At 40.0% G+C, this 24,226-nt stretch carries 29 protein-coding genes; all 29 read left to right on the forward strand.

All coding sequences use genetic code 11. The features are described from left to right. Positions 1-89: 89 nt before the first annotated feature. The 29 genes from DXB58_RS28390 to DXB58_RS28015 all read left to right on the forward strand — a co-directional run bounded on the left by DXB58_RS28390 (position 90) and on the right by DXB58_RS28015 (position 24,220). Positions 90-224: a hypothetical protein gene (locus DXB58_RS28390; RefSeq protein WP_255421193.1), complete on the forward strand. Its 135-nt coding sequence runs from the start codon at positions 90-92 to the stop codon at positions 222-224. A gap of 13 nt (positions 225-237) precedes the next feature. Further along, on the forward strand, positions 238-537 hold the full coding sequence (locus tag DXB58_RS24975) for a hypothetical protein (protein ID WP_122138614.1): 300 nt from the start codon (positions 238-240) through the stop codon (positions 535-537). 2 nt (positions 538-539) lie between these two features. After that, a complete protein-coding gene (locus DXB58_RS24980) occupies positions 540-869 on the forward strand; it encodes a hypothetical protein (RefSeq protein WP_122138615.1) in 330 nt (109 codons plus the stop codon). Then, positions 811-1,206 (forward strand): XRE family transcriptional regulator, encoded by a 396-nt coding sequence (locus tag DXB58_RS24985; RefSeq protein ID WP_122138616.1) that lies wholly within the window; start codon positions 811-813, stop codon positions 1,204-1,206. The genes DXB58_RS24980 and DXB58_RS24985 overlap by 59 nt, the downstream gene beginning before the upstream one ends. Next, the gene (gene dnaG / locus DXB58_RS24990) at positions 1,203-5,201 is read left to right on the forward strand and encodes a DNA primase (RefSeq protein ID WP_122138617.1); all 3,999 of its coding nucleotides are present in this window, start codon (positions 1,203-1,205) and stop codon (positions 5,199-5,201) included. Before DXB58_RS24985 ends, dnaG begins: the two co-directional genes overlap by 4 nt. Before the next feature lie 581 nt (positions 5,202-5,782). Continuing rightward, positions 5,783-6,271: a hypothetical protein gene (locus DXB58_RS24995; RefSeq protein WP_122138618.1), complete on the forward strand. Its 489-nt coding sequence runs from the start codon at positions 5,783-5,785 to the stop codon at positions 6,269-6,271. 94 nt (positions 6,272-6,365) lie between these two features. Next, positions 6,366-6,716 (forward strand): hypothetical protein, encoded by a 351-nt coding sequence (locus tag DXB58_RS25000; RefSeq protein WP_122138619.1) that lies wholly within the window; start codon positions 6,366-6,368, stop codon positions 6,714-6,716. 56 nt (positions 6,717-6,772) lie between these two features. Further along, positions 6,773-7,741: a S49 family peptidase gene (locus DXB58_RS25005; RefSeq protein ID WP_122138620.1), complete on the forward strand. Its 969-nt coding sequence runs from the start codon at positions 6,773-6,775 to the stop codon at positions 7,739-7,741. Between the two features lie 18 nt (positions 7,742-7,759). After that, positions 7,760-9,784 carry a hypothetical protein gene (locus DXB58_RS25010; protein ID WP_122138621.1) on the forward strand — a complete coding sequence of 675 codons (2,025 nt, stop codon included), beginning with the start codon at positions 7,760-7,762 and terminating at the stop codon, positions 9,782-9,784. 82 nt (positions 9,785-9,866) lie between these two features. Beyond that, positions 9,867-10,871 (forward strand): hypothetical protein, encoded by a 1,005-nt coding sequence (locus DXB58_RS25015; RefSeq protein WP_122138622.1) that lies wholly within the window; start codon positions 9,867-9,869, stop codon positions 10,869-10,871. 3 nt (positions 10,872-10,874) lie between these two features. Next, positions 10,875-11,546, forward strand: a complete 672-nt coding sequence (locus tag DXB58_RS25020) for a hypothetical protein (protein WP_122138623.1) — start codon at positions 10,875-10,877, stop codon at positions 11,544-11,546. A gap of 41 nt (positions 11,547-11,587) precedes the next feature. Beyond that, the gene (locus tag DXB58_RS25025) at positions 11,588-11,956 is read left to right on the forward strand and encodes a hypothetical protein (protein ID WP_122138624.1); all 369 of its coding nucleotides are present in this window, start codon (positions 11,588-11,590) and stop codon (positions 11,954-11,956) included. Positions 11,957-11,958: 2 nt separating this feature from the next. Further along, the gene (locus tag DXB58_RS25030; protein ID WP_122138625.1) at positions 11,959-13,281 is read left to right on the forward strand and encodes a site-specific DNA-methyltransferase; all 1,323 of its coding nucleotides are present in this window, start codon (positions 11,959-11,961) and stop codon (positions 13,279-13,281) included. After that, positions 13,278-13,628, forward strand: a complete 351-nt coding sequence (locus tag DXB58_RS25035) for a hypothetical protein (RefSeq protein WP_122138626.1) — start codon at positions 13,278-13,280, stop codon at positions 13,626-13,628. The genes DXB58_RS25030 and DXB58_RS25035 overlap by 4 nt, the downstream gene beginning before the upstream one ends. Then, entirely contained in the window at positions 13,625-14,272 is a 648-nt protein-coding gene (locus DXB58_RS25040; protein WP_115484465.1) for a hypothetical protein, read from the forward strand. Before DXB58_RS25035 ends, DXB58_RS25040 begins: the two co-directional genes overlap by 4 nt. Before the next feature lies 1 nt (position 14,273). Further along, positions 14,274-16,067, forward strand: coding sequence for a hypothetical protein (locus DXB58_RS25045; protein ID WP_233527365.1), 1,794 nt, complete (start codon positions 14,274-14,276; stop codon positions 16,065-16,067). Positions 16,068-16,321: 254 nt separating this feature from the next. Then, a complete protein-coding gene (locus DXB58_RS25050) occupies positions 16,322-16,633 on the forward strand; it encodes a hypothetical protein (RefSeq protein ID WP_115484504.1) in 312 nt (103 codons plus the stop codon). Next, entirely contained in the window at positions 16,630-18,099 is a 1,470-nt protein-coding gene (locus DXB58_RS25055) for a hypothetical protein (protein WP_122138627.1), read from the forward strand. The genes DXB58_RS25050 and DXB58_RS25055 overlap by 4 nt, the downstream gene beginning before the upstream one ends. Beyond that, positions 18,096-18,947, forward strand: coding sequence for a hypothetical protein (locus DXB58_RS25060; protein WP_233527366.1), 852 nt, complete (start codon positions 18,096-18,098; stop codon positions 18,945-18,947). The genes DXB58_RS25055 and DXB58_RS25060 overlap by 4 nt, the downstream gene beginning before the upstream one ends. Then, a complete protein-coding gene (locus DXB58_RS25065) occupies positions 18,944-19,912 on the forward strand; it encodes a hypothetical protein (protein WP_233527367.1) in 969 nt (322 codons plus the stop codon). The genes DXB58_RS25060 and DXB58_RS25065 overlap by 4 nt, the downstream gene beginning before the upstream one ends. Further along, positions 19,909-20,472: a hypothetical protein gene (locus DXB58_RS25070; RefSeq protein WP_122138630.1), complete on the forward strand. Its 564-nt coding sequence runs from the start codon at positions 19,909-19,911 to the stop codon at positions 20,470-20,472. Before DXB58_RS25065 ends, DXB58_RS25070 begins: the two co-directional genes overlap by 4 nt. Positions 20,473-20,540: 68 nt before the next feature. Then, positions 20,541-20,912, forward strand: coding sequence for a hypothetical protein (locus DXB58_RS25075; RefSeq protein WP_122138631.1), 372 nt, complete (start codon positions 20,541-20,543; stop codon positions 20,910-20,912). Positions 20,913-20,933: 21 nt separating this feature from the next. Next, the gene (locus DXB58_RS25080) at positions 20,934-21,428 is read left to right on the forward strand and encodes an N-acetylmuramoyl-L-alanine amidase (RefSeq protein ID WP_122138632.1); all 495 of its coding nucleotides are present in this window, start codon (positions 20,934-20,936) and stop codon (positions 21,426-21,428) included. Then, positions 21,425-21,925, forward strand: coding sequence for a histidine kinase (locus DXB58_RS25085; protein ID WP_122138633.1), 501 nt, complete (start codon positions 21,425-21,427; stop codon positions 21,923-21,925). The genes DXB58_RS25080 and DXB58_RS25085 overlap by 4 nt, the downstream gene beginning before the upstream one ends. Before the next feature lie 108 nt (positions 21,926-22,033). Further along, on the forward strand, positions 22,034-22,279 hold the full coding sequence (locus tag DXB58_RS25090) for a hypothetical protein (RefSeq protein WP_122138634.1): 246 nt from the start codon (positions 22,034-22,036) through the stop codon (positions 22,277-22,279). Positions 22,280-22,453: 174 nt separating this feature from the next. After that, complete coding sequence (locus DXB58_RS27775; protein WP_158571585.1) at positions 22,454-22,615, forward strand: hypothetical protein; 162 nt, start codon at positions 22,454-22,456, stop codon at positions 22,613-22,615. A 171-nt stretch (positions 22,616-22,786) separates the two neighbouring features. Beyond that, the gene (locus tag DXB58_RS25095) at positions 22,787-23,728 is read left to right on the forward strand and encodes an amidoligase family protein (protein WP_122138635.1); all 942 of its coding nucleotides are present in this window, start codon (positions 22,787-22,789) and stop codon (positions 23,726-23,728) included. After that, positions 23,728-23,964, forward strand: a complete 237-nt coding sequence (locus DXB58_RS25100; protein ID WP_122138636.1) for a hypothetical protein — start codon at positions 23,728-23,730, stop codon at positions 23,962-23,964. The genes DXB58_RS25095 and DXB58_RS25100 overlap by 1 nt, the downstream gene beginning before the upstream one ends. Before the next feature lie 88 nt (positions 23,965-24,052). After that, positions 24,053-24,220, forward strand: a complete 168-nt coding sequence (locus tag DXB58_RS28015; RefSeq protein WP_181884935.1) for a hypothetical protein — start codon at positions 24,053-24,055, stop codon at positions 24,218-24,220. The last annotated feature ends 6 nt before the right edge of the window (positions 24,221-24,226 follow it).

Consider the following 24,226-nt stretch of genomic DNA (forward strand, 5'->3'; position numbering starts at 1 on the left):
ATTATCTTGATTTGCTTCATGAACTGATAGATGAATGCAAGATAAGGGTAGAAGGGAAAGAAATGGAATTGGAGTAAAACTAAACAAAAATGAAAAATATAGGTATCGCATTGATTTATATTGCTTTTTTCTCTCTGATAGGATTTTCCTTGTGGGTGACAAAAAGTGTATGGGTGTTATTGGCATTGATATTTACCCCAAACTATCATAGTAAGGAAGATTAAAAACTAACTAATAATGTATACAAAAGATATTTTTGAGCAGACCATGATTTCATGTGGGTATGTAATCGATAAGATCGTACGAAACGGAGATTCCCAGGAAGTCCGTAAAGTAGAAGGAAGAGTTAAGATCCCTAAGAAAGTGACTATATCTGGGAATCGACAAACGACTATTGAGGAGAAGAAATTCCGGTGGGATGCTGTTGGGCACTGCTTTTCTTTGCGATCCAATGTCCGGCAACGGAGATATGACCTTCCTTTACAGACAATTGTGGAGTTTAATAAACTGGAAAAAACAGAGAAACTAATGCGATAGCTATGAGAGAAAGTTTGGAGAAATATAAGATTGTTGGTACTCTTTGGATAGATGAATTCTTGTCTCGTCTTGGTCATGAAGAATTTCGCAATTTTGAAGCTCGCGTTAATAATGCTCTTGATAAATTAGGCATCAATAAGTATTATGATATATCAACTGATGTGCGGCCCGAAGACCAGGAACTATTTATAAAATTCTGCTGTCTCTATATATACAAGCATTCTGAATATGAGTTTAATGAAGATTTTACGCAAATATGGAGGAAGGAATCGTATGAACAATGGGAAATGGAAAGAAGAAGAAGAATGGTACGTGCGGGAAAACGCAGGTAAAAAAACACTGGAGGAAATGGCCGAGTATGTCCATCGATCCCCATTGGCCGTTCAACTATTCATGCATCGAAAAAAGATAGTTGTTGGTCAGACAGTAAAACGGAACTTAGTACAAGAGATGTTACGTCTTAAGTTTCGGCATCCGGAGAATTTTTCTCCGACACGGGAATTTTATCGCGAAGTAAACATTAATCAGATGCGGTTTTGGGATATTTACTATGGCCGCAAGCAGGTTACGCAACAAGAATATCTTGCACTTTCCGACTACTTTGGACTTACTCTCCAGGAGGCGTTCGAGGCAAGACAATTAAGTATGTTTAATGAAGAACAATTATGATAAGTAAAGAGGTAATTGACCGGATTAAATCAGCCCTAAACATCGTCGATGTTGTTTCTGAATTCGTCTCTCTAAGAAGAAGTGGATCGAATTTCGTTGGCGTCTGCCCTTTTCACAATGACAGCCATCCTTCAATGTTCGTTAGTCCAAGCAGGCAAACTTATAAATGCTTTGTATGCGATCATAAAGGGGATGTTATTCAGTTTATCCAGGAGCATGAAAACATGTCGTTTGCTGAAGCAGCAGAATGGTGTGCAAGGAAGGCGGGCATTGAAATAGAACATCGAGAGTTAACTGATGAGGAAGTGCGTAAAGCAAGAGATCTCGAGGCGATGCGGATTGCATTGAAAGGGGCGGTCGATTTCTTTCAAAAACATCTCCCTGAAGCGCAAGAATACCTCTTCAAACGTGGATTTCGGTTGACGGATAAGGTTATAAAAGATTTTGCGCTCGGATATGCTCCAGAAGGAAATTTGGCAGCTGAAGAAATGTTGAAAGCAGGGTATTCAGAGGCTATATTGACAAAGGTTGATGTTTTAAAGAAGTCTGAAAATGGAAGGGTTTATGATAACTTCCGTGACCGGATAATATTTCCGTTCTTTGACCTGCATGGTGATGTAACCGGCTTTTCCGGGCGTTTTGTTATTCCCAAAGAGAAAGCTGGCAAATATCACAATACCGGTGATACTCCAGTTTTCAAAAAGGGAAATCAAATCTTTGGACTTTTGCAAGCTCGTGGAGCGATTGGTCGTATGAATAACGCCTATTTAGTAGAAGGACAGTTTGATGTTCTATCCATGCATGCGGCTGGAGTCGAAAATACAATAGCTGGTTCTGGGACCGCACTTACTGCAGAGCAGGTTAGGTTGATATCCAAGTTCACGCAAAATATAACTCTTGTTTATGATCCGGATGAAGCAGGTCTAAAAGCTTCACTAAGAAACTGTGAGTTACTTTTAAAAGCGGGCTTAACTGTTCAATGCGTTCTTCTTCCTGAAGGAAAGGACCCTGATAACATAGCTACTACGGAAAGGGAAAATACTGCGAAATGGCTGATGAATCGGAGAACAGATTTTGCCAGTTACTTTGCTGATATTTTTGCAAAAGACTTTGATGATCCGGAATCAAAGGAGCAGGCGCTGAATACGATCTGCAATTTAATTGGCTGTATTTCTTCAGAAACCTTGCGGTTGAACTATGTGAGGAAGATATCCGCTAAGTTTGAGATTACAACAGAATTTATAGAACGTAAGATACGTGACGTTATCCGGAACGTGAAGGATGTTCCAAAGATTGAGGAGATGAAACCGGGTGTCTATGGTCTTGAACAAATTCAGGAAATACGCCATGAAGGTGAACCATGTGTACTTACACCGGACTTTGATTTGTTTTTGAAAATGTATGGAGACACTCCTGTTCTTCTTTTGCATGGAGTTCCATCAGCGACAGATATCCAAGCTATACGTCGGGAGTGTGCCTATTTTACAACGGATAGCCAGGGAATTTCTATAAATAGAGATGGAGATGAATCAGACTATCTTTTAGCATTGACAATGCTTTATCGTGCTGGTCTGACAAACATCACTGTGACTGTAGCTACAAAGGATCAAGAGCAGAATATAGTAGAGGACGATGAAGGGTACGATCGGGATGAGCAGCGAAAAGACAAAACTTATACGTTTATAAAATACTATGTGCATTTGCATGGGTTGTTCTTGATTCCTTATTTTGGAGAAAAAACACCATTTATTGAACGTTGTGCAGACTTGATCAGCTATGCTGAAGATTCAGTCCGGGTGGTTAATGCTAAATATTTCTATGATAATCTTTCGCTTAGTAAGACTGATTTTAATGAAATATTAAAGCCTTATTTGGCTAAACGAAAGTCCCGTATGGCAATCAATGCCCAACGTACAGATGACGATGATGAAGATTACGATCCGAATGAACTACCTGGATATGTAGATGACAATCCGGAATACAATGAAATGTATCGTCAATGCGGGTTTTATCCAAAGTTAAACAAAGATGGAGAGCCTGTATGCTATATGTTCCGGCAAGAGAAAGGCGGGCATCAACAAATAGCAGATTTCTTCATGACTCCTTTACTTCATATTTATTCGGATGATAAGGAGGCCAATAAACGAGTTCTCAAGATAAATCGGAGATACTATAAGACTCCACTTTATATTGAGGTTCCATCCAGGGCACTGTTAAAGAAAGCAACCATTGAAGAAGAACTGATTCAGCTGGAGGCTGTAAACTTCACGTCCGGAGAAGAAAAACACTGGACTAAGATCCGAGAATATATGTCCCGGCACTTTATCACCTGTTCAGAAATCCTAACCTATGGAAATCAGCAAGTCGATGGGGCTTCACGCCGGGAAGATAATATGTTTTTCGCTTTTTCAAATGGGATATTTCATGTCGTAGATGAACAGCCACGCTTTGAACCAGTCAATGAGCTTGGTGTTGTGACACATAACAAGAAGAACTATTACCTTCCTGCATTTTCTACCATATATGCTGGATCTGGACGGCAGTCTGAAAAATATGAGCTTATTTCCCAGTTAGTCTATAAGGATATTCCGGCCGAGAAACAATGTAGCTTTGATAAATGGGCCTCTTTAATGGATCAGGTGTATAAAATCAATGATAATGGTAAATGGGGGATTCTCTTTGCTATAATGTGCGCATTTCGTAGTAATATACACTGTATCGACCGTTTGTTTACAGCTCCTTTCTTTATGGGGCCTATGTCTTCAGGAAAAACGCAAATAGCAATTTCTATTCGCTCTTTATTCATATCTCCGAAAGTGCCCATTTTTAATCTAAATATTGGTACAGACGCTGCGATGTCTACTTTGATGAGCACCTTCAGAGATGTTCCGGTCGTCTTGGATGAGTATAACAATAAAGATATATCGGATGTTAAGTTTCAGGCGTTGAAAGGAATTGTTTATGATGGAGACGGTCGGCAGAAACGAAAAGGTACGTCCGGAAAGGAAATTGAAAATGATAAGGTATATGCTCCTGTAATTTTGTGCGGGCAGGAAACGCCGCAAAGAGATGATAATGCACTAATGTCCCGCATTATAGTATGTGAGGTTCCTAAGCCTAAAAACCGTACACAAGAGGAGGTAGATATGTTTAATCAGCTCAAGGATATTGAGGATCCTAACAAAATAGGGCTTTCGAATGTACTTTTGGAGATCTTGAAACTTAGGCCACTAGTAATGGATCATTTCAGGACGCTCAAGCAGCAAGCCTATGATGAATTGAAAGTCGAACTGCACAATGCCGGTGAGATAGATCGTCTGATGAAGACAGCATCACTCTTTTTAGCAACATGCAAGCTCATCGAAAGCCATACCAAAATGAATCTGCCTTTTTCCTACAAAGAGTTTTTCAAAATAGCTTGTGCCAAAATAAAATTTCAGGTTGAACTGATTAGTAAGACAGACAAGCTTGCTACTTTCTTTAAAGCGATGGATGTCATGATTGATACAAAAGCCATTATGGAGAATAGAGAGTTTGCGATTGGTACTCCAGATAAAATTACTATTACGCTGCCTGGATCGGAGAAGAAAGAAGTGGCATTTCCTGCAGGAACTAAGATTTTATTCTTGCGTTTAAGCACAATTTATACGCAGTTTTCCAGAAGCTCTTATAATAACGAGGATTCAACACAATCTACCATTGAACAGAACCTTCGCTCACATCCGAGTTATATAGGGTTCGTACATGGGCGACGCTTTAATTGGAACGAAGTCGTAGAAGTGCCTAGAGGTGGATATGAGAATAGCAATCCCGGAGATGGCGTAGCGGTTGATAATACTATGGTTCGAAAGATTGAGAAGAGATTTACTAATTCTAGCTGCATTGCTTTAAACTATGAAATATTCCAAGAATTGTATGATATTGATTTGCGACGTTCCAACAGTGAACTTGCTCCTGAATCTGCTGACCAAAACAAACAGCCTTTACCATTTTAGTACGATGTGTTACCTGATTTATACTCCTCCGCTGATCCCGTCAGTCGAGGAGTATTCTTTTTATAATAAAGCGGACATTTCAATTTGTAATCAACTCTATCATTTATGTTTGTTAGCCTCAATCCCCCGGACCCCCTGAATTTAAAGAAATACCAAACAAAGAGATGCTAATTTTGAAAAGATAATTTTCAAAACATAGCGTCCAACAGTCCAACGGTCCAACAGTGAAATACTTTTTAAAATGTAAATGCCTGTAGTATAGTAGTATATATCTTATTAAAATAGTATATATATATACAACATTGCTGTTGTTCGGTTGGACGTTGTTGGACGTGTTGGATTTGCAGTTTTCTACGCTCCAACATAATAAAATAATAACCCGTCCAACAAAATGCCACTTAAAAGCCTTATGTTGGATGTGTAGGACATCGTCCAACGTTTGTTTTATATCATATCAATAATTTAAAATGCTGATAATTAGATTAGTATTCCTAGGATAATAGCGGGTGTTGGACGGTTGGACAGTTGGAAGCAAAAAACTAATAAAAGTGTTATAAAAACATCCTTTGACTGCAAAGACTATGATTACGACTAGTATTAATATTGAGCCATATTTGGCAGAATACATACGTGGAAAGTATAATAATGGTTCTGAAGAAGCATTCAGAATACCAGACAATACAGACCTTTATCATACAATATGGACGTTGATGGCCAAACGGCAAAAGAATCAATCTCCTATTGATAATGGTAATCTGACGTTTATCCTTCCTGAAAGACGAATCGGAAAGGATCCTAAAGTTTATAATTTCCTTTCTCCTAATTCCGTGCGGTTGATAGAGAAGGAAGTGCGGCGGATGTTTAACCGTGAACTTCACACTGCGATGGATGAAAATGATATGAATGGACATCTTTTAAAGAATCTAGATGTTGTGCACCATTTCATGTGTTCGTATTGCATTGATTCTATTTCAGAAGATGCACTTTTAAAAAATTTCTATCGGTGGAGAGAAAATATACGCAAAAGGAAAATACGCCGAGAATATAAAAAGAGGTTAAAAACTGGCTGAAAAAGAACCGACCGAACTGTCTTTTTTGTCCCAAAATGGAGAAAAAATGTCTGCTGTATGGCGAACTTGTTGAATACCAAATAATTATGTGATTATGAAAGAATTATCTATCACTTTAAGGGTAAAACCTATAGGAAAAATGAAGAAAAAAGAATATCATTTTCTTGCTGATCCATTTTCTTTTATTCCTACTATTGCTGACTCGGCATCAGGTAAATTGTTTGATTGTAGCAAAGATCTTACGATTGAAACTCCGGATGTGGATACTCTTCGGGAATTTTCCACTTCTAGGTTTGCTATTATCTATCTGCGTGACTCTTCAGAAAAAGATATAATGATAGGTACAGAAGATATTCCGGCCTTAGTATCCATATATGCAAATTTGAACACTGCAACTTTGAAAATTTCTTGTAAAATGCTTCATTCGCCATTTTCAGCTGCATAAACGGTCCTTCATAGCCTTATTTTCATGGACTACCTTCGCTGAAAAGATGCGCTACAATGAATAGGACATTTCTTCGTAACTTACTTATTACATCTAATCTCTTCATCACGGCAGAAGCTTATGCTGCTGCCATGATGGAGTGTTTTCCGCTTCTGGACCAAAAGAGTCCCGTGCCTGGATCTTTTTTCTTTCTATCGGATCCGCCGACTTATAAAGAACAGGTGGATAAGGCTATTGCTAGACTTAAAAAAGAAATAGCATGTACTGCAGAACTTAAAGACATAAGTTTAACCAACGATTTCTCATCAGAGGAGCTACCGGAAGGCTCTATTGCTTATCATCGGATATTTGGTACGATTACTTCTAATTCATCCTGGTATTTTTCCTCAAAACAATTTGAGAAAGATTTGATTGCTGCAGAGAGCAATCCTTCAATTTCTGTGCATTTCCTTCACATTAATTCAGGTGGCGGTGAAGCCTGGTATTTAGATCGGCTGTCGGAAACAATGCGTTCGCTTAAGAAACCCGTAGAAGTCTTAGTGGAGCAATATTGCGCATCTGCCGGTTACTATATTGCTTGTCATAGTGCTAATGGCATACATGCATTAACGAAAAACGATCAAATCGGATGCATTGGTACAATGATCAGCTTTTATGATTTTTCTGCTTATTATGAGAAACTAGGCATTAAACTTATCCAAGAGAAATCAAGTCTATCCCCACTCAAGAATAAGAAATTCGAAGATTTGCGTTCTGGTCACCCGGAACAGTATGTTGAGGATGTGTTGGATCCGCTTACAGTCCAATTTTTAAACGAAGTAAAATCATCTCGTCCTAAACTAGCCAACTTCCCTGAAGATGATCCAGTATTCCAAGGTGAAACTTTTGATACTCAACATTCGATTGATAAAGGGTTAATTGATTCCATGATGACCCTTCCTGAAGCCATCGTCCACGCAAACTCGCGTGGACGGGAATACTTGGATAGCATTTCCCTCCGAAATAAAATAAATCAGTATGTCTAATTTAACAATCAATTAATTATGAACTTTAGAGAAAAATTAGGAAATGTCTTACAACTTCTGAAGCTATCAGATAAGGCAACGGCTAAGCAATTAACATCTGAAGACATTGTAGCAATTGCTACTCGTTATCAGAAAGAATTTCAGGCAAATCTTCGTGAAGATATGGAGGCAGATTCGGCACAGCAGCAACAGCAAATGTCGCAGGATGAAATGAATCAGTTACAATCGCTTTTGGCCGGTGTTGTGACTCCTCCCGCAGTTGCTAATAATGCGGCTGAAAAGGAAGAAAAGTCGCTTAATCAGCCTGAAGCTACACCGGAAGGTGTTATTGAGTTAGCCAGGAGCGTAGTAAAGCAAAATGGTGAATTACAGAATTTAGTGAGACAAATGTCTGATCAAACTGCAGCCGATACTCCATCTGCAGCGGTAATAACTCCTGTAACTATGAGAATTAATGGACCCGGCACTACTGCAAAACATTTGTTTGGCATTGAAGCTCCTATGTTTGACATGTCGAAACGTTGGAATAAGATTACGGAAAACCCTGATTATTCCTCTACTAATATAGAGGATGGTGAAGAGAAAGCTTTCTTTCAGGAAGTGGCTGTTTTCTCAAAATCTCTTGCTCGGCGTTATGAATATTTGAATAAGAATCATCTACTCGATCCGGTAAAGCTTGCTGCAGGTGAGTTCTCAACGGATCTTTCGGGAGTTGACGATGCCAAAGTCGGTGATCAATACGTAATTCGTCGTCAGGATGCATTAATCGCCCATGTCCTGAAGAAACGTGAGTTAACTCAATTCTTCCCGGTGAGATATGGCGTGCAGGATCATGACCTTGTATTCAATACTTTCTTCGATGAAGTTTCTCAAGGTTGGCAAGAAGGCGAAGTTTGGAAAGGCGGCATGAAGCTCGAAAACGAGATGGGGCATGTTGATGACGCTATGATTAAGATGAAATTCGGCCCAATGAAGAAACTGGAAAGAATGTACATCGGTTATCTCAATAAGGAAGGCTCTGATCCTATCAAATGGTCTTTGATTGAGTATTGTATTGTCAATACCTTAGAAACAGCACAAGTAGAACAGAATAAACGTCGTGTTCGTGGTGTTTATGCCACTCCGGAAAAGGGTGTTCCATCTCATTTTTTGAATGCTTCTACGGGTCTTATCTACACATTGCTCCGGTATTATCATGAAAATAAAATTTTGCTGCATGACGATGAGTCTTATCGCTCATATACGAAGGAAACTATGGTGGATGCAGTGAAGGAATTCGTGGCTGACATTATTGAAAAATGTACGGAAGATATGGATCTAGATCAGCATGTTATTTATCTGAATAGCTTGCATCAAACTTGGTGGAAGGAAGGTTGCCGGGCCAAGTACGGCAAAGACCTTGATTTCACTGGCCCTAACAGTTATCTGAATATTGTTCCTGATACCGAACTTCACATCCGATGGATGCCTTATTTAGGGCAAAGCTGCTTGATGTTCCTTGATATTCCAGGCAACTTGCAGTTCTTGGAATACATTCCAGGAGAGATGATGGCCTTTAAAGCAAAGGATGACATGGAAATGGTAAAATGTTGGTCTACCTGGAAGGAAGGTACGGCTGCCGCATTCTTGGGACGCCGTTTCAAAACACGTGCTGAACTTGTTCAAAATAATTTCGAATGGCAGCAAATTTTCATGAATAAGCCTTCCGTTGATGTTGCAGTTGATGCTACTGAAATTGACGCAAAGGATGGTTTTTGGCAAATTACAGGTGAAAACACAAAAGCAACTGTAATCACTGACATCAAAAATGCAAAACCTGGCGTCGGATATCTTATTGAATGTGGTTCCAAGACTAATGCTTCCACAATCTCCAAAACTGGAAAATTCGGAGATATCACTGAAGCTTATACTCCGAAAGCGGAAGGTGATTATATCCTTGTTCTTCTAAATAGTAAGGGGAATTTCCGAGAACTGGAACGCTGTGTTGGTGGTGTACGTACAGTCAATGTAGAATTGCAGCCGAACCTTCCTGGTGTAAGATAGTCATTTCAGTTTTTAATAGGTGTTTGTTTTCAGGGGTGGGAGTTCTGCCCACCCTTTTTCTTAACTACAAAATTGATGTTTTATGAAAGCTAAAAAAATCAGTAACCCTTATAAAAAAGGGAATCAATATGCATGTAAAATGCAGGTAAAACTCTTTTTATCTCTTGCACTTCTTTTTGCCATTGTTTTTGTTGTTGGTATGTTCCTGGATCCTGATCATTCCATGTTTTGTATGACAGGATTCACAGGAACTTCTCTTGCTTCTATGATGGCCATTGGTAATGTTGAAGATGTTTCTGACAAGAACACACATGGATCTAATATTGCCTATAAGATTTATCTGATAGATGTTCATCAAATCAATCCGGATGTGAAATTTCCGAGGGCCAACGCGAATCGTGAGGTCGCCACTCTTCCAATGCTTCTGGGGGAATATATGAAGTATTTTGAAGCGCACGACATTCCAACCTATGTCGGCAATGGGGAAAAAGGTGATATTACAACAAGCGGAACAAATCAGTTTGTCGCGATCATGGGTGGCATGCGGGATCAGCTCTTAAACTTTATAGAGGAACATTCCGGAGGTAAGTTTGTGATATTGTTTAAGGAGATCGGAGAGGATCAATGGTATATATTAGGGGAATATGATAGACCGATGGTCTTGAAGTCTTATGAAGCGAAGAATGATAAAGATGGCCGTTATATAACCTTCACTTTTGAACGTACCTCTGTGACTCAGTATTACAAGTATATTGGTGATATTGTTAAGGCTCCGGCGGAAGTGCATACAGCGGGAACTAAAGACTTGGCTGTTAAATCAACAAGCAACTCCTATGAGATCCCGAACGGTACAGCTGCAACTTATGCGATCGAAACGGTTTCGGGCTTGACGAATAATGATAAAGGCAGGCATATCACTTTAACCGGTACTGGCACAGATAAGGCTGCGACAATAGCAGATGGTGCCACATTTATTTTGGAAGATGGAGTCACCTGGACAGCAAAAGCCGGCTCTTCCATTACATTCCGAATTTTGGATCCAGCCACTCTTATTGAAGTTTCAGGAAGTCGAATTCAAACAGCATAAATTATGTACGGATTTAAAGAGAAAACAAAATACTTTAATGAGTTACGTAATCCGGCGGCTGCCGAAGTGGATTTGCGTCTGCTTCGGACATCTGCCCCGGCACATCCTAAACTTAAGATGTTTGCTCGTAACCCACAACGCTATGCAGATGATATCCTTTATACATTGTTAGACTTTAAGCCAAAGGATGCTATCCGGATAAATCGTCGTGAAAGTGAAAAAGCCAAAGAAGCAAGTGGAGCAGAATTACAATCAGGAGGAGATACTCCGGAAGACGCACCTACTGTTTCTCAACAGCTGTTATCTGGCAATTTAGAGGGAAAAGTAGAAACTTCAGTGCAAGAAGAAAAGAACCCATTTGAGATCGATGCCGAGATTTACGAAAAGCAGGCTGAAACGGAACTGCGTAAGCAGAAAGAGCAAGAGGCGGAAAAATGTGCACCTCAAGCTGCAGAACAAGTTGAAGTCTTGGAACAAGAGAACCAGGAACTGAAAGAAGAGCTCGAGGCGGAGCAGGATGCAAGAACAGAAGCTGAAGAACGTGCGGAACTGGCTGAACAAGCCTTAGAGGAAGAGAAAAAAAAAGAACCTATCAAGGTAGCTCCAAAAAGCAAAAGCACGAAGAGTACCCGCAAATTGACTGGGAAAACCTCGAAGACGAAAATGTCCAAATAGCCACGATCCTGTACAATGATCGTGTGCAGACTTGGAAAAAAATGAAGCAGCTCGATGAATTGCTAGATAAGAAACCGACCAGTCGTGCAGTCGTTGACATGGCTGAACTACGAATTCGGAACTTACTGGCATTCTCCGAGCTGCAAACGTACAACGACACTGGAGTATTTCGGTACAAACATCCGCTTATCGTTCATCGGTCTGAAAGAGCTGAACTAGAACGTTTACGAGCGTCTGACCCATTGGAGTTCCTTCGCCGGTATAAGAATTGCTCCGATAATATTCGCAGATACGAATCCTTTCTAAAGCGTCCGGAACGTATAGCTAAACGGGCGCAAGATAAAGAACATCTTCGCCGGTTTCGTGACCGGGAAGCCTTATTTAAATCAATTCTCGAAGAATCAAAGTAATTATGGAAAAGCTAATAGAAGTATTTAATTTGGGTAGTTTGCCGACTGCCCCGCTGGATTCGTTCTTAGAGCTTCAGGAGGATTTTAAGAAATCGGATCCTGATAAATTATCGAAACTACAGATGCTTATTATCACCCGTGGTTTCAAGTATGCATTTAAAGCCTGGAAGGATCCGAATGGAAAGCTGTGGATCATTGATGCTCATCAGCGACGCAAAGCATTACTAGCATTGCGAAAATCAGGATTTACAATACCTGAAATACCTTACGAACCAATCTTTGCTGCAGATAAAAAAGAGGCTGTAGAAGAAATAGCAGCGTATAACTCGGAGTTTGCAACAAAGAACCCTGATACCTTACTTTTTAAAAAGTACGATATTGATGGCGACACAATGGAGCGTTTTAACCTCGGTTATGAGGTCAAAGCTGTAGATTATTCCATCGCAACTCCTTTGTTCGCACAAGAACATGAGTCTGAAAACGTACAGGAAGATGTGGTGGATTTCTCTATTCCTTCTGAAAACGAAGATTCTCCTGGTTCTGTTTTTTCCCAGCCTGGGGATATTTGGTTGCTTGGCAATAATCGTTTGATGTGTGGGGATTGCCGGTCTAAAACGGATGTGTCTGCACTAATGAATGGCCAATACGCTGATTTGCTTGTTACAGATCCACCGTATAATGTTGCCTATCAGGGAGCGACGGAGGATGAACTGACTATCCAGAATGATTCGATGGAAAATGATCTGTTTGCCACCTTTCTTCGCCAGGTATTTACAGTTATGTTCTCAATCTTGAAGCCAGGTGGTGCTTACTATGTATTCCATGCCGATAGTGAAGGCGAGAACTTCCGGGCATCTCTCCGGAAGGTGGGATTTAAAATATCACAATGCTGCGTGTGGGTAAAGAACTCGATGGTCATGGGCCGTCAGGACTATCAGTGGCAACATGAGCCTTGTCTCTATGGGTGGAAACCAGGTGCTGGTCACTTTTGGAATTCAGATCGCAAGCAGACCACTGTTTGGAACTTCGATAAACCACAACGGAATGCCATTCATCCAACTATGAAGCCTATTGCTCTAATGGCTTATCCTATATGCAATTCTAGTTTACCAGGGCAAATTGTCGCGGACTTCTTCTCCGGATCCGGTTCTACACTCTTGGCATGCCAACAAACAGACCGAATTTGCTGTGCAATGGAGATAGATCCACGTTATGTCTCTGCTACTGTATCTCGCTACCGGGCTATGTTTCCGGAGCAACCTGTTCGGCTTATCCGTGGAGGGGAATTGATGAATACTGAGGAAACATTAAAACTCATTGCATGAAAAATGAACTGACACCTACCTCTGATGTAGACCAGATTACTCAAATCGGTGAGGAATATGTATCCCAAGTGCGCACGTTTGGCGCACTTGGGTACACTCCACAACGCATCTGCAGTCTGCTTGGCCTTCGTGGTAAGGAGAAGTTAGCATTGATTGTCCGAATTACTCTCTCTGGAGACGTGTATTATGATGCATATAATAATGGGCATGCTCTTGGAGAATATAATATTGATGCAGAACTTGCGAAGAAGGCAGAAGCTGGAGACATTGATGCGATTAACACTTTGGAAGAACGTAAGAATTTACGTGTTGAATTAGACCTACGAAAACAATTGTTTGGAGTATGACACAATTAGACCACCTTGATAAGATACATCCGGATCTGATTTCAGAGTTCCTGACGACTGGAAGTTGTTCTGGGATTCCGGAGGAAATTCGGCTATTTTTAAAGCAGTTACAATGGGCGGCAGAGATATTTGAATATGAGAGGAATATCACTCGTGCAGCCAAGTTATTACGGCAGAGGATTAATGCTTCTCAACGGATTAATATCGATGAACGGACTTGTAAAGCTCGTATCTATGCTGCCATAAATTACTTTAATATCGATAATAATGTATCTATCAAGGTTTGGGAGTCTAATTATGCAGACAAATACGAGGATTTGGCGAAATTATGCGCTGTAAGGGGAGATTACAAGACGCAGGAGAAATGTTATAATGCGGCCTTGGAATGTCGACGTAGAGCCTCGGAAATAGCCGAAGCGGATCGTGATCTTGGTATCGTATTTCTTATTTCTCCGAATCTTACTCCTGAAGATCTCGGCTTTCAGAAGAAATCAATCAAGGAGATTGCACGTAAGAACAATGAGGGATTTTATATTAACCTAATTGATTCGCTCCCTATTGAGAAGGCTGATAAAAAACGTTTGTTACGTGATGCTGATATCCAGGAAGCAGAAATTATAGAACCTGAAGAGACGGGAGAATAATATGGGTATAGAACTTTATTCACAATCATCGCAATCGCTTAGTGCTGGTGCTGCTACTTTAGATTTGACAGCATCGTTTGAAGAATGCTATCAAAATGCGATGCAGATTAGGGCGAATGTCGTTGACTCAAATGTGCTCATTGTAGAAGCCGGGCGTGCTACGGGTAAAACTGAAGGAGTGATGGGACCACGTATCATTCGTGTTGCAAATGATATGCCTGGAGAGCTTTCATTCTTAGTCCATAAAACATACGTGGCTCTAATGACAAACGTGTGGCCTAATATTCAGGCATACTTTTCCAAGCCGGTGGGCGATGGGCGGCGTTCTATGCTCGAATATGGTATTGATTACATCGTGGGGGAAACGAAAATACCTTCCCATTTCCGAAAGCCTCGATATCCGATTGCTTATCCAAAACATAGCATTCTGTTTCGTGATGGCCATCACCTGCAAATGGTGAGTTCTGATCAGCCTGAATCTGTTGCCGGTCGAAGTGGAGTGCATGCCTTCGTGGAGGAAATGAAACACAATAAAGGAGAGAAGTTAAAAACTCGTTTGTTCCCGTCTCTGCGTGGTTCTTCAGCTTCTATCCGTATGTCACATTATTATCAAGGCATAACCGGCGTGTCGGATACTGCCCGTTTGGACTTAGGGGAAGACAATTGGTACGAAGAGTATGAAAATAACGTCAATCAGCAGCTTATTGATGAGATCGCATCAGCCTCTTTATATCTACATGCAGCCCTATATAAAATATACCGCAATAATATCCGGATGAGAGAGGAAAAGAATCCTGTTATCATTGAAGCCCTTCGTTTGGAAACAGAGAAAGCAAAACGTGTTGTAGCAGCTTGGAAGCCACGCCTTGCGGATATGCGTAGAAATGCGAGCTACTATATCCGTGCTTCTTCTTTTGCGAACAAGGATATACTAGGGCCTAAATTTTTCCGCACACAGCTTGAATCACTTGATCTCGATGAGTTCTTGACTTCTATTTGTGCAATCCGCAAGAAGGAAGTCGTTAATAAATTCTTTGCAAACTATCGGAAAGACAAGCACCAGTTCTCCGATGGCTATCGCTATGAATCAATTTTAAAACTTGATTTGCGTGAACACTTTGTTTTAACTTCCAGGTATCTAAAATATTACGATAAACGTGAACGGATCTTTCTTGGTTACGATCCCGGACACTTTTCCAGTATTGTGGCTGCCCAGGAAAGGGATTATGGTCATGAACTCCGTGTCCTGAAAGAATTTACATGTTATTATCCGGCAGAACAGCCGGAGCTGGCAAAGCAAATATTTGATTATTTTGGAACTGATGCGATTAATAAACACATTGTGCTTTATCATGACCGGGCAGCCAATAAACGTCGTGAAGACCTTGAAAAAATAACGTCTGATGCTCGTATCTTGAAAAGAGAATTAGAAAGTTACGGCTTTACAGTTGAACTTATGAACGAAGGACAATCTACAATATACCACTGGCAGCAATTTAAGCTTTTATTGCTCTTGTTTGGTGAGCGAAGTAATGCATTACCCGTATGTCGGATAGATGAGAATGAATGCCCGAACCTTTGTAGTGCCATTCCGCTTTCCCCTTTAAAGAAAACGGATGGGCGTATTGAACTAGATAAATCTTCTGAAGTTAAAGTGCCACTGAAACACCAGGCAGGACTTACAACACAGCTTCCTTCTGCACTAATTTACCTACTTTTCGGGCTATACGGTGATAGAATACAAGGTGAATTAAGTAATATACCGGATGATTTGCCCGAAAATATAGGGATATAATGTACATGCTAGAGTAATATCGTTATCCGTAAATCTTATATAATATAATGCTTTTGACATCGTTTTTATATGTAAAATACAGGTTTACAGGCTAAAGACGTTTTGAAAACAAAAAAACGAAAAAATGTAAGACGAAATTCTCCACGCCCCGCTGAAAAAGCGGTTTGAGGTGCAAAAAAAGGCATTTGTCCGGAAATATGACAGTGCCCTCGGCTCGTCCTTTCGAGAGGGGGGTAAAAACGGTAATTTCGAGCATGGAAACGACGATGACAGGCATAAATGCACTGCAATGGGCTAAGGAGATCTCAAAGTTGCCGGATGGGTGCTTCACCATTGCTTTCTTCCCTTACTCTAAGCAGAAAGGAGAGGCTTCCGAAAGGTTGGCAGTGAGGGAGGGGTGCACATTCCGAACGCAACTTCCTGAAGAACGGTTCAGTATTGATGGTGAGAACTTCTTTCTCTTTAATGATGGGAACGGTGATCCCAAAATGTGCTATCGCATACTTATTCGCTACATGGGGTTTCCTCAAGATGGATATAAATTGCATAAAATAGACTGGTTATGAGTGATAGTGTAGAGATGTTGGGAAATTATGGTTACTATGCAGAGAGTGGTAGTGTCATTTCCTTTCAATTAGGTACGAATCCCACGGCAGGGCTGAAGGATCCGAGCTTCGTTAATTCAAATACAATTCTTCCTGCAGACTACAATTGGCAGTCAATTGGTGGGTTTAATGTGTGTGCACGTGGAGCTAATAACATGAAGTGTGAAGAGGTAGAGAACGATATCAAGAAGAACCGTTTATTGCCTCGATTGATAACCAAACAGGTTAATATGCTTTATGGGCTTGGCCCGGCTATATACGTCAAAAGCATAAAAGACGGAAAGTTCGTTAAGGAGTGGGTGGATTGTCCGGAGATAACAGCCTGGCTTGAATCCTGGAAAGACCGTGGTCTGGAGTCTGATTACAAAGAAGTAGCTAAGGGAAATATCAAGAACTACTATTACTTTCGTGACTACTTTGTAAAATGGCGCATGACACTTGGTAACCGTGTCGGAGAACAACGGCCGGTAGCTGGTCTTGAGTTGATGGAGAACAGACGATGCCGGTTGGCAACACAGAAAAAAGATGTTGTTACAGAGTTGGTCAATTATAAGGACTTCACTCATATTGCAGTTGGGCGATGGAGTTATGGCATTTCTAAATATTTGTTTTATCCTCGCCTGGTGATTAATGACATTCGGAATATCAAATGGGCGGCAATATCTCACCATCGCGAGAAATCGGTTAGTGAATTTTATGGCGTAAATGAAACTCATGAAGGGACAAAAGCCTATATCAAAGGCTCAAATGATACTGCTTATTACATAAACTCTTTCTTAAAAAATTCGTTGGCCGCTAAGATTCATATCATTATCCCGAATGCGTGGGTTGAATCAAAGCGTGCACAAATTACAAAAATATGTAATGAGAATATGGAGCGAAAAAGAAAGAACGAACCTCTTCTGACCTATAATGGGATTGAAATCGGAACAACCTATAAAGAATCGTATTTTCTTAAATACCTCAAGCAGGAACTACGCAATATTAGTGAGTATCTTTCTGGGGCAGATAATCAGGGAAAAGCTTATGCTACTATCAGCTTTAAATCAGGGGCCAGCGAGGAAGAACGTTGGAAATTTGAGGTCTTAGACCTGAAATATAAAGAGTATATTGATGCTCTTATTACCTATGATAAGCGTGCAGATGAAGTTCTTTTGTCATCGGTTGGATTGGATTCTTCTATCTCGAGCGTTTCTAAAGATGGTGTCATATCAAAATCCGGAGCGGATGTATATTACAATTATTTGATTTACTTGATGTCTCTTACACCGGATGATGAAATCTGTTCAGAGCCCTTTAATATGGCTATTCAGATCAACTTTCCGGAACTATATAAACAAGGATTCCGCTTTGGCTTTTATCGTGAGACGCCTAGCCGACAAGAAGAAGTAACTCCTAATGAACGACTAAATAAACAGCAATCATGAAACTGAAAGACTTATTTACTGACATTTCCGGATTTGCAGAGTTTGTTCCTGGTATCGATGCAAATACAAACTTTGCATTGCTTAATAGCCATGCTGTTACTGCTTATAAACGGATTGCAAACATTGTGAGTGTTCCTGTATATGAAAAAATCATAGAACAGGGGAAGAGCGAAATGTACGATTATCTTCGGACAGCATTGGCTAACCTCATCATGGCAAATGATACGATTTTCGATGTTCTTCGCAAACGAAAAGCGGCTATTGATATCTACAAGTACGAGCAGGAAGCTATAAGAAGAGCTTATTATGAGAATTATTATAATGCAATGGATTCTCTCATTGCACTTCTCAATCAGTCTGAAAATATGGGATGGGAAGATACCAGGTATTATAAAATGCTTGATAAACTGCAGATAAAGACAACCGAAGAATTCGACCTGTTATACTGCATTGATTTATCGTATCTGTTTTTCTTTCGCTGTATCCCAATCCAGGTTGAAGTCCTGGAGGAGAATTTTACTGGTTACCTTGAGCGTGCAAATGAGAAGCCGTCTGTTTTATCATTGATTAATCGAGCACTTGCAAAGAAAGTGGTAGCAGTTGCTTTAACCAGGTTTGATATATTAGAGTTCCCATCCACTATCCGGAATCTTTTTGATGATTCAAAAGCGAGTAGATCTGGAAAGGATGAACAGGAGAGATTGCTTATTTTATCTGCCCAATTACAAGATCAGGCGAACAGTTTGATTAAAGATATCGACTTGTTGTTGTCAGATCCACAGAGTAGCGATATTGAGACAGAAACTTTCTTTAATCAACCTGAAGATAAAATACAATTAATGCCATGATCGAGTTTTATGTACATCAGAATAAATTTGCGATCCCCAATGCTTGGGAGGAACTTACTCCGGGACTATTTGAGGGTATCATGGCCGATATGGATCTAGTCACAAAAGGCGAACTTTCACCGGCTATGCTTCAGGTTAAACATATCTGTCGTGCAATGGGCTGGAGCCCGAGGAACTTGGTCCGGACTAAGGAGGAAGATACGCTGTCTAATCTTGCCTGGTTGGGAGAGCAAGTTGATTTTATTTTTCGAATATCATATCCGGATCAGGATGCAGCTCTTCAGGAACTATCTAAGGAAGACTATGTAAAAGCCAAGAAAACACCTCCGGAGAGGCTGAATATATCAATTGCACGTTATCTTTCAAAGTTGGATTATAAGTTCGTGTTAAATGGTTGCTTTTGTGCACAATTGATTCCGTATGTCTCTATTCAGGGACAACTGTTTTCCGGATATACTATTGATACTAGTTTTAGTCAACTGACTTGTTCTCTAACAGCTCTACAATTCATAGAGGCTCGTTCGCTGCTCGGATGTGATCAAAAGATGTTGCCGTTACTTGCTGCTATTTTATACCACCCAGGACTTTATGATTCGGAGTCTGCACATTCCTTGGCTAAATCATTTGAAAAGTTACCTGATGCAACATTGCAGAGTATTGCATTCAATTTTTCATCATTTGTCAACTATCTGTTTACGACTACACAATTTCGGATCCTGATTGCAGGTGAGAGCGAAAAGAAAAGTCTTATAACGACTGGTGCACTTGAATCGCTTTATAATTTGAGTAATGATGGACTAGGGGATATTTCAGCGATTGAGCAAATGAATATAATCAAGTACCTTACGATTTTACGTAAGAAATTGATAGAAACGGTACGGAGCATGAATTTTGCAGAAATACCCGTTGTGGATATCGCTAAAAATACGGGGTTACCAATTTCATTAATAAAACAGATAATATGATTTTTGAGATTCTCAAATATTACGCTCAATTCCCGAATCATAGTAAGGTGATTGAGCTCTTTTCAAAAGGACGAAGTGAACTTCCTGAATACGTCGCAATACAGGAGGAAATTAAAAGTTTGTCTAACTCTTCCCGGATCCAGGGATTAGACTACTATATTTTTGGGCAGAGTTTCGATTCGGTCAAACAGAATGTTGATCGTATTCTCTCCGGAACCTATTTGTTTGTGGAGATTGGTGATATTATGTCTAAACGTGATCAGAAGAATAGTATTCAGGATGAAGTGCAAATGGCCGTTACCATCGCTGCAAAATCTGCCGAAATGGACTTGATAGAGGAAGCGATACAATCAAAGCGTACACTCGCCATGCTGCAACAGCTACGAGTTGCGATGACCTCTGATCAGAGAAGTACTCCCTGGCTAAAAGAGTTGTCCGGATCATGCCAGATTCGCCCATTTGTGGCAAAAGAATTTGCCTCTATTGGCTGGACGATGATGTTCGAAAGGGAAGGAAGCGATTTATTTGATATAAAGCGTTTGATTAATCGTAATGTATAAAATCTGTAAATATTGATAAGATGAAGTGCGATTAAAAGTAATATTAATCTTTAGATAGAGAAGGGAAAATGAGTTTAAATGAGTGGTTGGCGGTGTTGGGGGCTGTAGGAGGTACTTCTACGATAACTTGGTTTGTTACCTTTTGGGTGAATCGAAAGACGAATGCCCGGAAGGAGGATGCTTCTGCCGATGGCATGGAGATACAGAACCTTTTGAGTATAATCACTGCTCAATCAGCACAGATTGACAATCAAGAGAAGAGAATGGGTGTAAGGGATACCAAAGTCGATTTCTTGTATTCTGAAAATAACAAGCTACGCTCCGACCAGCTTGAATTGATACGGGAAAAACATGAACTGGAACTCCGGCTCAAAGAAGCTGAATTAAAGAAGTGTGATGTAAGGGGCTGTATTAAAAGACAGCCGCCAAGTGATTATTAATTTTAAAAAGGATAAAACGAAATGAAGGAAATTGATGCTATTATCATTCATTGCTCGGCAACGCATGCTGGGCAGGATTTACGTGCAAAGGATATTGACCGGATGCACAAACAAAGGGGATTCAGCCAGATCGGTTATAACTTCGTCATTGACCTGGATGGAATGGTAGAGAATGGGCGCCCGCTTTCTATTGACGGTGCGCATTGCAACACGAAGGGCTTTTCTACTACATCGTATAATAAACATTCCGTTGGTGTGTGTTATATTGGCGGACTGGATACAAACGGGAAACCTGCTGATACACGGACGCCCGCTCAAAGAGCTAGTTTGCGTGAGTTGGTGGCAAAGCTCTGTAAGGAGTACTCGATTATTGAAGTTCTCGGCCATCGCGATACTTCACCGGACTTGGATGGAAGTGGTGAGGTAGAGCCTGGAGAATACATTAAGGCTTGTCCCTGCTTTGATGTCAGGAGTGAATTTTCTAATTTCTTGCGTAATACAGTTATCCGGCCATGAAGCGATTAATCTACATTATCATATTGCTGATGTCAGCATTATGTTTGTTTTCCTGCAAGTCTTCTCGCAATATTGAGACGCATAAGCAGGTGGATTACTCCGGAGACTTTCAATATCTACGGAAGGTAATGGAAGAGTTACGTATAGGCTTAAATAAGCAAACGAAGATTGTGAATGACCGGTTAAGTGATCTGAAGATTGAGAATACGACTGTCTATCTTTCAGCACCGGATTCAACCGGTAAGCAGCACGTAGTCAAAGAAAGTACAACCAAGGCTTCTAAGCTAGAACAGGAAAGGAGTGAAATTGATGAAACACTATCTATTACCATGCAGCACTTCTCCAGTCAATTGGATACTCTTAGTAATAAGGTCGATGTTATATTGAGCCAAAAGGATAAGATTGTAGAACTTTCATGGTGGGATTTACATAAAGACACTGTTATTATCTGTATTATCGTAATTATACTAGCAATCATAGCACGATTGAAAAAATAAGCAGTACCTTTGTTTTCGAAATCATCAATTTCAATCCGCGACGGCGGATTTTGCCCCGGCTAAGTGTAGTCGAGGCTTTTTTATATATAAACTTTAAAACTCAAATAAATGGAAAATAACTACGATCATGACTCCGTTCAAGAGTTGTTAACATGGGCGAAAGAAACGCTCAAAAATAAATCCTACCCGTCTGGACGCTATCAAGTTAATAAGAGTACTGCAATTTTAGATTGCGGGAAATATCTTGAATCAATGATTGCGGTGATTTCCAGAAATTGGGAAAATCCGACTTTTCATCCTACTATCGGGCAATTACGAGAATTTAGAATGAAAATAGAAGAGGTAGCCGAATGAGCTACTTTTTTTTCTTTGTATAGTGCTGTAATTAGTTGAACTTTTCATATTACTTTAATCCTTTTTTAGCTCAAGCTAAACAAAGCTAAGTGGTTGATAATAATCTGCTTATTGCTACGTTGTTCAAGGTATTTGTGTTATCTTAGCTGTACAATAATAAAAAGATAATAAGCCATGTTTGAAAAGAAGAATTACAAAAAAGGACAAAAAGTTACTTACCAGAAGAAAATATATACTTGCGATGGTTACGAATGGACTGTATGTACTTCAAAAGTTGTATGTATTTACGGTAATACAATGCTGATGGATAACGGAGATAGTATATCTGTTTTCTAACTAATAAATTAAATTATAATTAGGTCTGGAATAATCATATTCCAGACCTTTTTGTATCCTATTTTAGCTCAAGCTAAACAAAGCTAATTTGCTGATAATAAACGAGTTATTACTATGTTATTCGGGCTTATTGTGTTATCTTTGAAGTACAAAAATAAAGGATAAAGCATTATGAACGAGCAAATTACCAACATTTTAAACCAGAGAATAACAAAGACTAGCAAGATACAACAATTGCTTCTTTTAGGATTAACCCGCCGCCAGGTTGCAGACCTTGTAACAAACGGAAATTACGGTTTTGTACAAAACGTATATAAAAAGATGCTTGAGGCTGGAACCTTTGCTCCTGCAACCAGCACAACCGCTTCTTTACCTGAAGTGGACTACACTTTTAACCGCCGCTTCGGAATTGAGATCGAAGCATACAACTGCACTCGCGAACGTCTTGCTCACGAACTTCAGGAAGCCGGAATAAACGTAGCGGTTGAAGGATATAACCACACAACAAGTTCACGCTGGAAACTGGTAACAGACGGAAGCCTTTACGGAAACAATACTTTTGAATTGGTAAGCCCAATATTGGAAGGGGAAAGCGGATTGAGAGAGCTTGAGAAAGTATGTTGGGTACTTGACCTTTGCAACGTGAAAGTAAATGATTCTTGCGGATTACACGTCCACATGGATGCAGCGGATTTCAACATAAATACTTGGAAAAACTTAGCACTTAGTTACAAAAATATAGAGGATACAATAAACGCTTTCATGCCGGTTGGCCGCAGAGATAACGAGTACTGCAAAAGCTTAGGCAGAATATCTGAAAGAAAAATACTGCAGGCAAACACGCTTGACGATCTTCGGGCAGCTTTTAGAAATGACCGCTATCACAAAGTGAACCTTGAAGCTTACGCCCGCCACCGGACAATAGAATTTCGCCAACACAGTGGTTCTACGAACTTCACAAAGATGAAAAATTGGGTTCTTTTCTTAGGCCGAATGATTACCTTTGCACAACAGGCGAAAGTTGAAACAGGAACAACGCTCCAAAACCTGCCTTTCTTGACGGATGATCAAAAAATATATTTTAAACTTAGAACGAAAAAACTTAGTAGATAATGAATAATAGAAATTACTTATTGCAGGATGGCGGAACAATAACCGCCACCTGCGCTGCAGATTTTGTAACTAAACTTCGTGTAGGCAGCCGTTTTGATTCCGAATGTACGGATCAGGAATATATGTTCAACTTTGCTGACCGATATCACGACCAAACAGGAAATGTTATTCGTGCCGATTCTCCGGATAATTTTATTGAAGATTTAATGGCTTTTGGATATATAACTGTTAAATAACTAATTTGATAAAGAAATTATTATCGAGAACTTTGTTTATGATAACAATTTCTTTATCTTTGTCGTGTCAAACAAAAGAGCTCTTTGAATGACTGATGAAGAAGCGCTAAAAGCGCGGGTAGATGAGTTAATTGAAAATCTTAACTACTACCTCCGAAATTATAACCGTCTCATTGGGCACGGTTATAGAAAAGCGGTACTCGATGCAGAAATTGAATATCTCAAGCTTGAGATACAAAGGTTATCTGCTCGGTAGAAAAGA

Source organism: Bacteroides sp. OM05-10AA (assembly GCF_003439055.1).
In the GTDB taxonomy this organism is placed as follows: Bacteria; Bacteroidota; Bacteroidia; order Bacteroidales; family Bacteroidaceae; genus Bacteroides; species Bacteroides intestinigallinarum.

What these genes read in the sequence shown, in the direction of transcription:
- DXB58_RS25020 (WP_122138623.1), top strand. Translation starts at nt 10,875, where the DNA reads ATGTACGGATTTAAAGAGAAAACAAAATACTTTAATGAGTTACGTAAT.
- DXB58_RS25065 (WP_233527367.1), top strand. Translation starts at nt 18,944, where the DNA reads ATGATCGAGTTTTATGTACATCAGAATAAATTTGCGATCCCCAATGCT.
- DXB58_RS25035 (WP_122138626.1), top strand. Translation starts at nt 13,278, where the DNA reads ATGAAAAATGAACTGACACCTACCTCTGATGTAGACCAGATTACTCAA.
- DXB58_RS25050 (WP_115484504.1), top strand. Translation starts at nt 16,322, where the DNA reads ATGGAAACGACGATGACAGGCATAAATGCACTGCAATGGGCTAAGGAG.
- DXB58_RS25010 (WP_122138621.1), top strand. Translation starts at nt 7,760, where the DNA reads ATGAACTTTAGAGAAAAATTAGGAAATGTCTTACAACTTCTGAAGCTA.
- DXB58_RS24995 (WP_122138618.1), top strand. Translation starts at nt 5,783, where the DNA reads ATGATTACGACTAGTATTAATATTGAGCCATATTTGGCAGAATACATA.
- DXB58_RS25045 (WP_233527365.1), top strand. Translation starts at nt 14,274, where the DNA reads ATGGGTATAGAACTTTATTCACAATCATCGCAATCGCTTAGTGCTGGT.
- DXB58_RS25025 (WP_122138624.1), top strand. Translation starts at nt 11,588, where the DNA reads ATGAAGCAGCTCGATGAATTGCTAGATAAGAAACCGACCAGTCGTGCA.
- DXB58_RS28390 (WP_255421193.1), top strand. Translation starts at nt 90, where the DNA reads ATGAAAAATATAGGTATCGCATTGATTTATATTGCTTTTTTCTCTCTG.
- DXB58_RS25040 (WP_115484465.1), top strand. Translation starts at nt 13,625, where the DNA reads ATGACACAATTAGACCACCTTGATAAGATACATCCGGATCTGATTTCA.
- DXB58_RS25030 (WP_122138625.1), top strand. Translation starts at nt 11,959, where the DNA reads ATGGAAAAGCTAATAGAAGTATTTAATTTGGGTAGTTTGCCGACTGCC.
- DXB58_RS25075 (WP_122138631.1), top strand. Translation starts at nt 20,541, where the DNA reads ATGAGTTTAAATGAGTGGTTGGCGGTGTTGGGGGCTGTAGGAGGTACT.
- DXB58_RS25080 (WP_122138632.1), top strand. Translation starts at nt 20,934, where the DNA reads ATGAAGGAAATTGATGCTATTATCATTCATTGCTCGGCAACGCATGCT.
- DXB58_RS25005 (WP_122138620.1), top strand. Translation starts at nt 6,773, where the DNA reads ATGAATAGGACATTTCTTCGTAACTTACTTATTACATCTAATCTCTTC.
- DXB58_RS25070 (WP_122138630.1), top strand. Translation starts at nt 19,909, where the DNA reads ATGATTTTTGAGATTCTCAAATATTACGCTCAATTCCCGAATCATAGT.
- DXB58_RS25100 (WP_122138636.1), top strand. Translation starts at nt 23,728, where the DNA reads ATGAATAATAGAAATTACTTATTGCAGGATGGCGGAACAATAACCGCC.
- dnaG (WP_122138617.1), top strand. Translation starts at nt 1,203, where the DNA reads ATGATAAGTAAAGAGGTAATTGACCGGATTAAATCAGCCCTAAACATC.
- DXB58_RS24980 (WP_122138615.1), top strand. Translation starts at nt 540, where the DNA reads ATGAGAGAAAGTTTGGAGAAATATAAGATTGTTGGTACTCTTTGGATA.
- DXB58_RS25090 (WP_122138634.1), top strand. Translation starts at nt 22,034, where the DNA reads ATGGAAAATAACTACGATCATGACTCCGTTCAAGAGTTGTTAACATGG.
- DXB58_RS28015 (WP_181884935.1), top strand. Translation starts at nt 24,053, where the DNA reads ATGACTGATGAAGAAGCGCTAAAAGCGCGGGTAGATGAGTTAATTGAA.
- DXB58_RS25055 (WP_122138627.1), top strand. Translation starts at nt 16,630, where the DNA reads ATGAGTGATAGTGTAGAGATGTTGGGAAATTATGGTTACTATGCAGAG.
- DXB58_RS25000 (WP_122138619.1), top strand. Translation starts at nt 6,366, where the DNA reads ATGAAAGAATTATCTATCACTTTAAGGGTAAAACCTATAGGAAAAATG.
- DXB58_RS25015 (WP_122138622.1), top strand. Translation starts at nt 9,867, where the DNA reads ATGAAAGCTAAAAAAATCAGTAACCCTTATAAAAAAGGGAATCAATAT.
- DXB58_RS27775 (WP_158571585.1), top strand. Translation starts at nt 22,454, where the DNA reads ATGTTTGAAAAGAAGAATTACAAAAAAGGACAAAAAGTTACTTACCAG.
- DXB58_RS24985 (WP_122138616.1), top strand. Translation starts at nt 811, where the DNA reads ATGAACAATGGGAAATGGAAAGAAGAAGAAGAATGGTACGTGCGGGAA.
- DXB58_RS25095 (WP_122138635.1), top strand. Translation starts at nt 22,787, where the DNA reads ATGAACGAGCAAATTACCAACATTTTAAACCAGAGAATAACAAAGACT.
- DXB58_RS24975 (WP_122138614.1), top strand. Translation starts at nt 238, where the DNA reads ATGTATACAAAAGATATTTTTGAGCAGACCATGATTTCATGTGGGTAT.
- DXB58_RS25085 (WP_122138633.1), top strand. Translation starts at nt 21,425, where the DNA reads ATGAAGCGATTAATCTACATTATCATATTGCTGATGTCAGCATTATGT.
- DXB58_RS25060 (WP_233527366.1), top strand. Translation starts at nt 18,096, where the DNA reads ATGAAACTGAAAGACTTATTTACTGACATTTCCGGATTTGCAGAGTTT.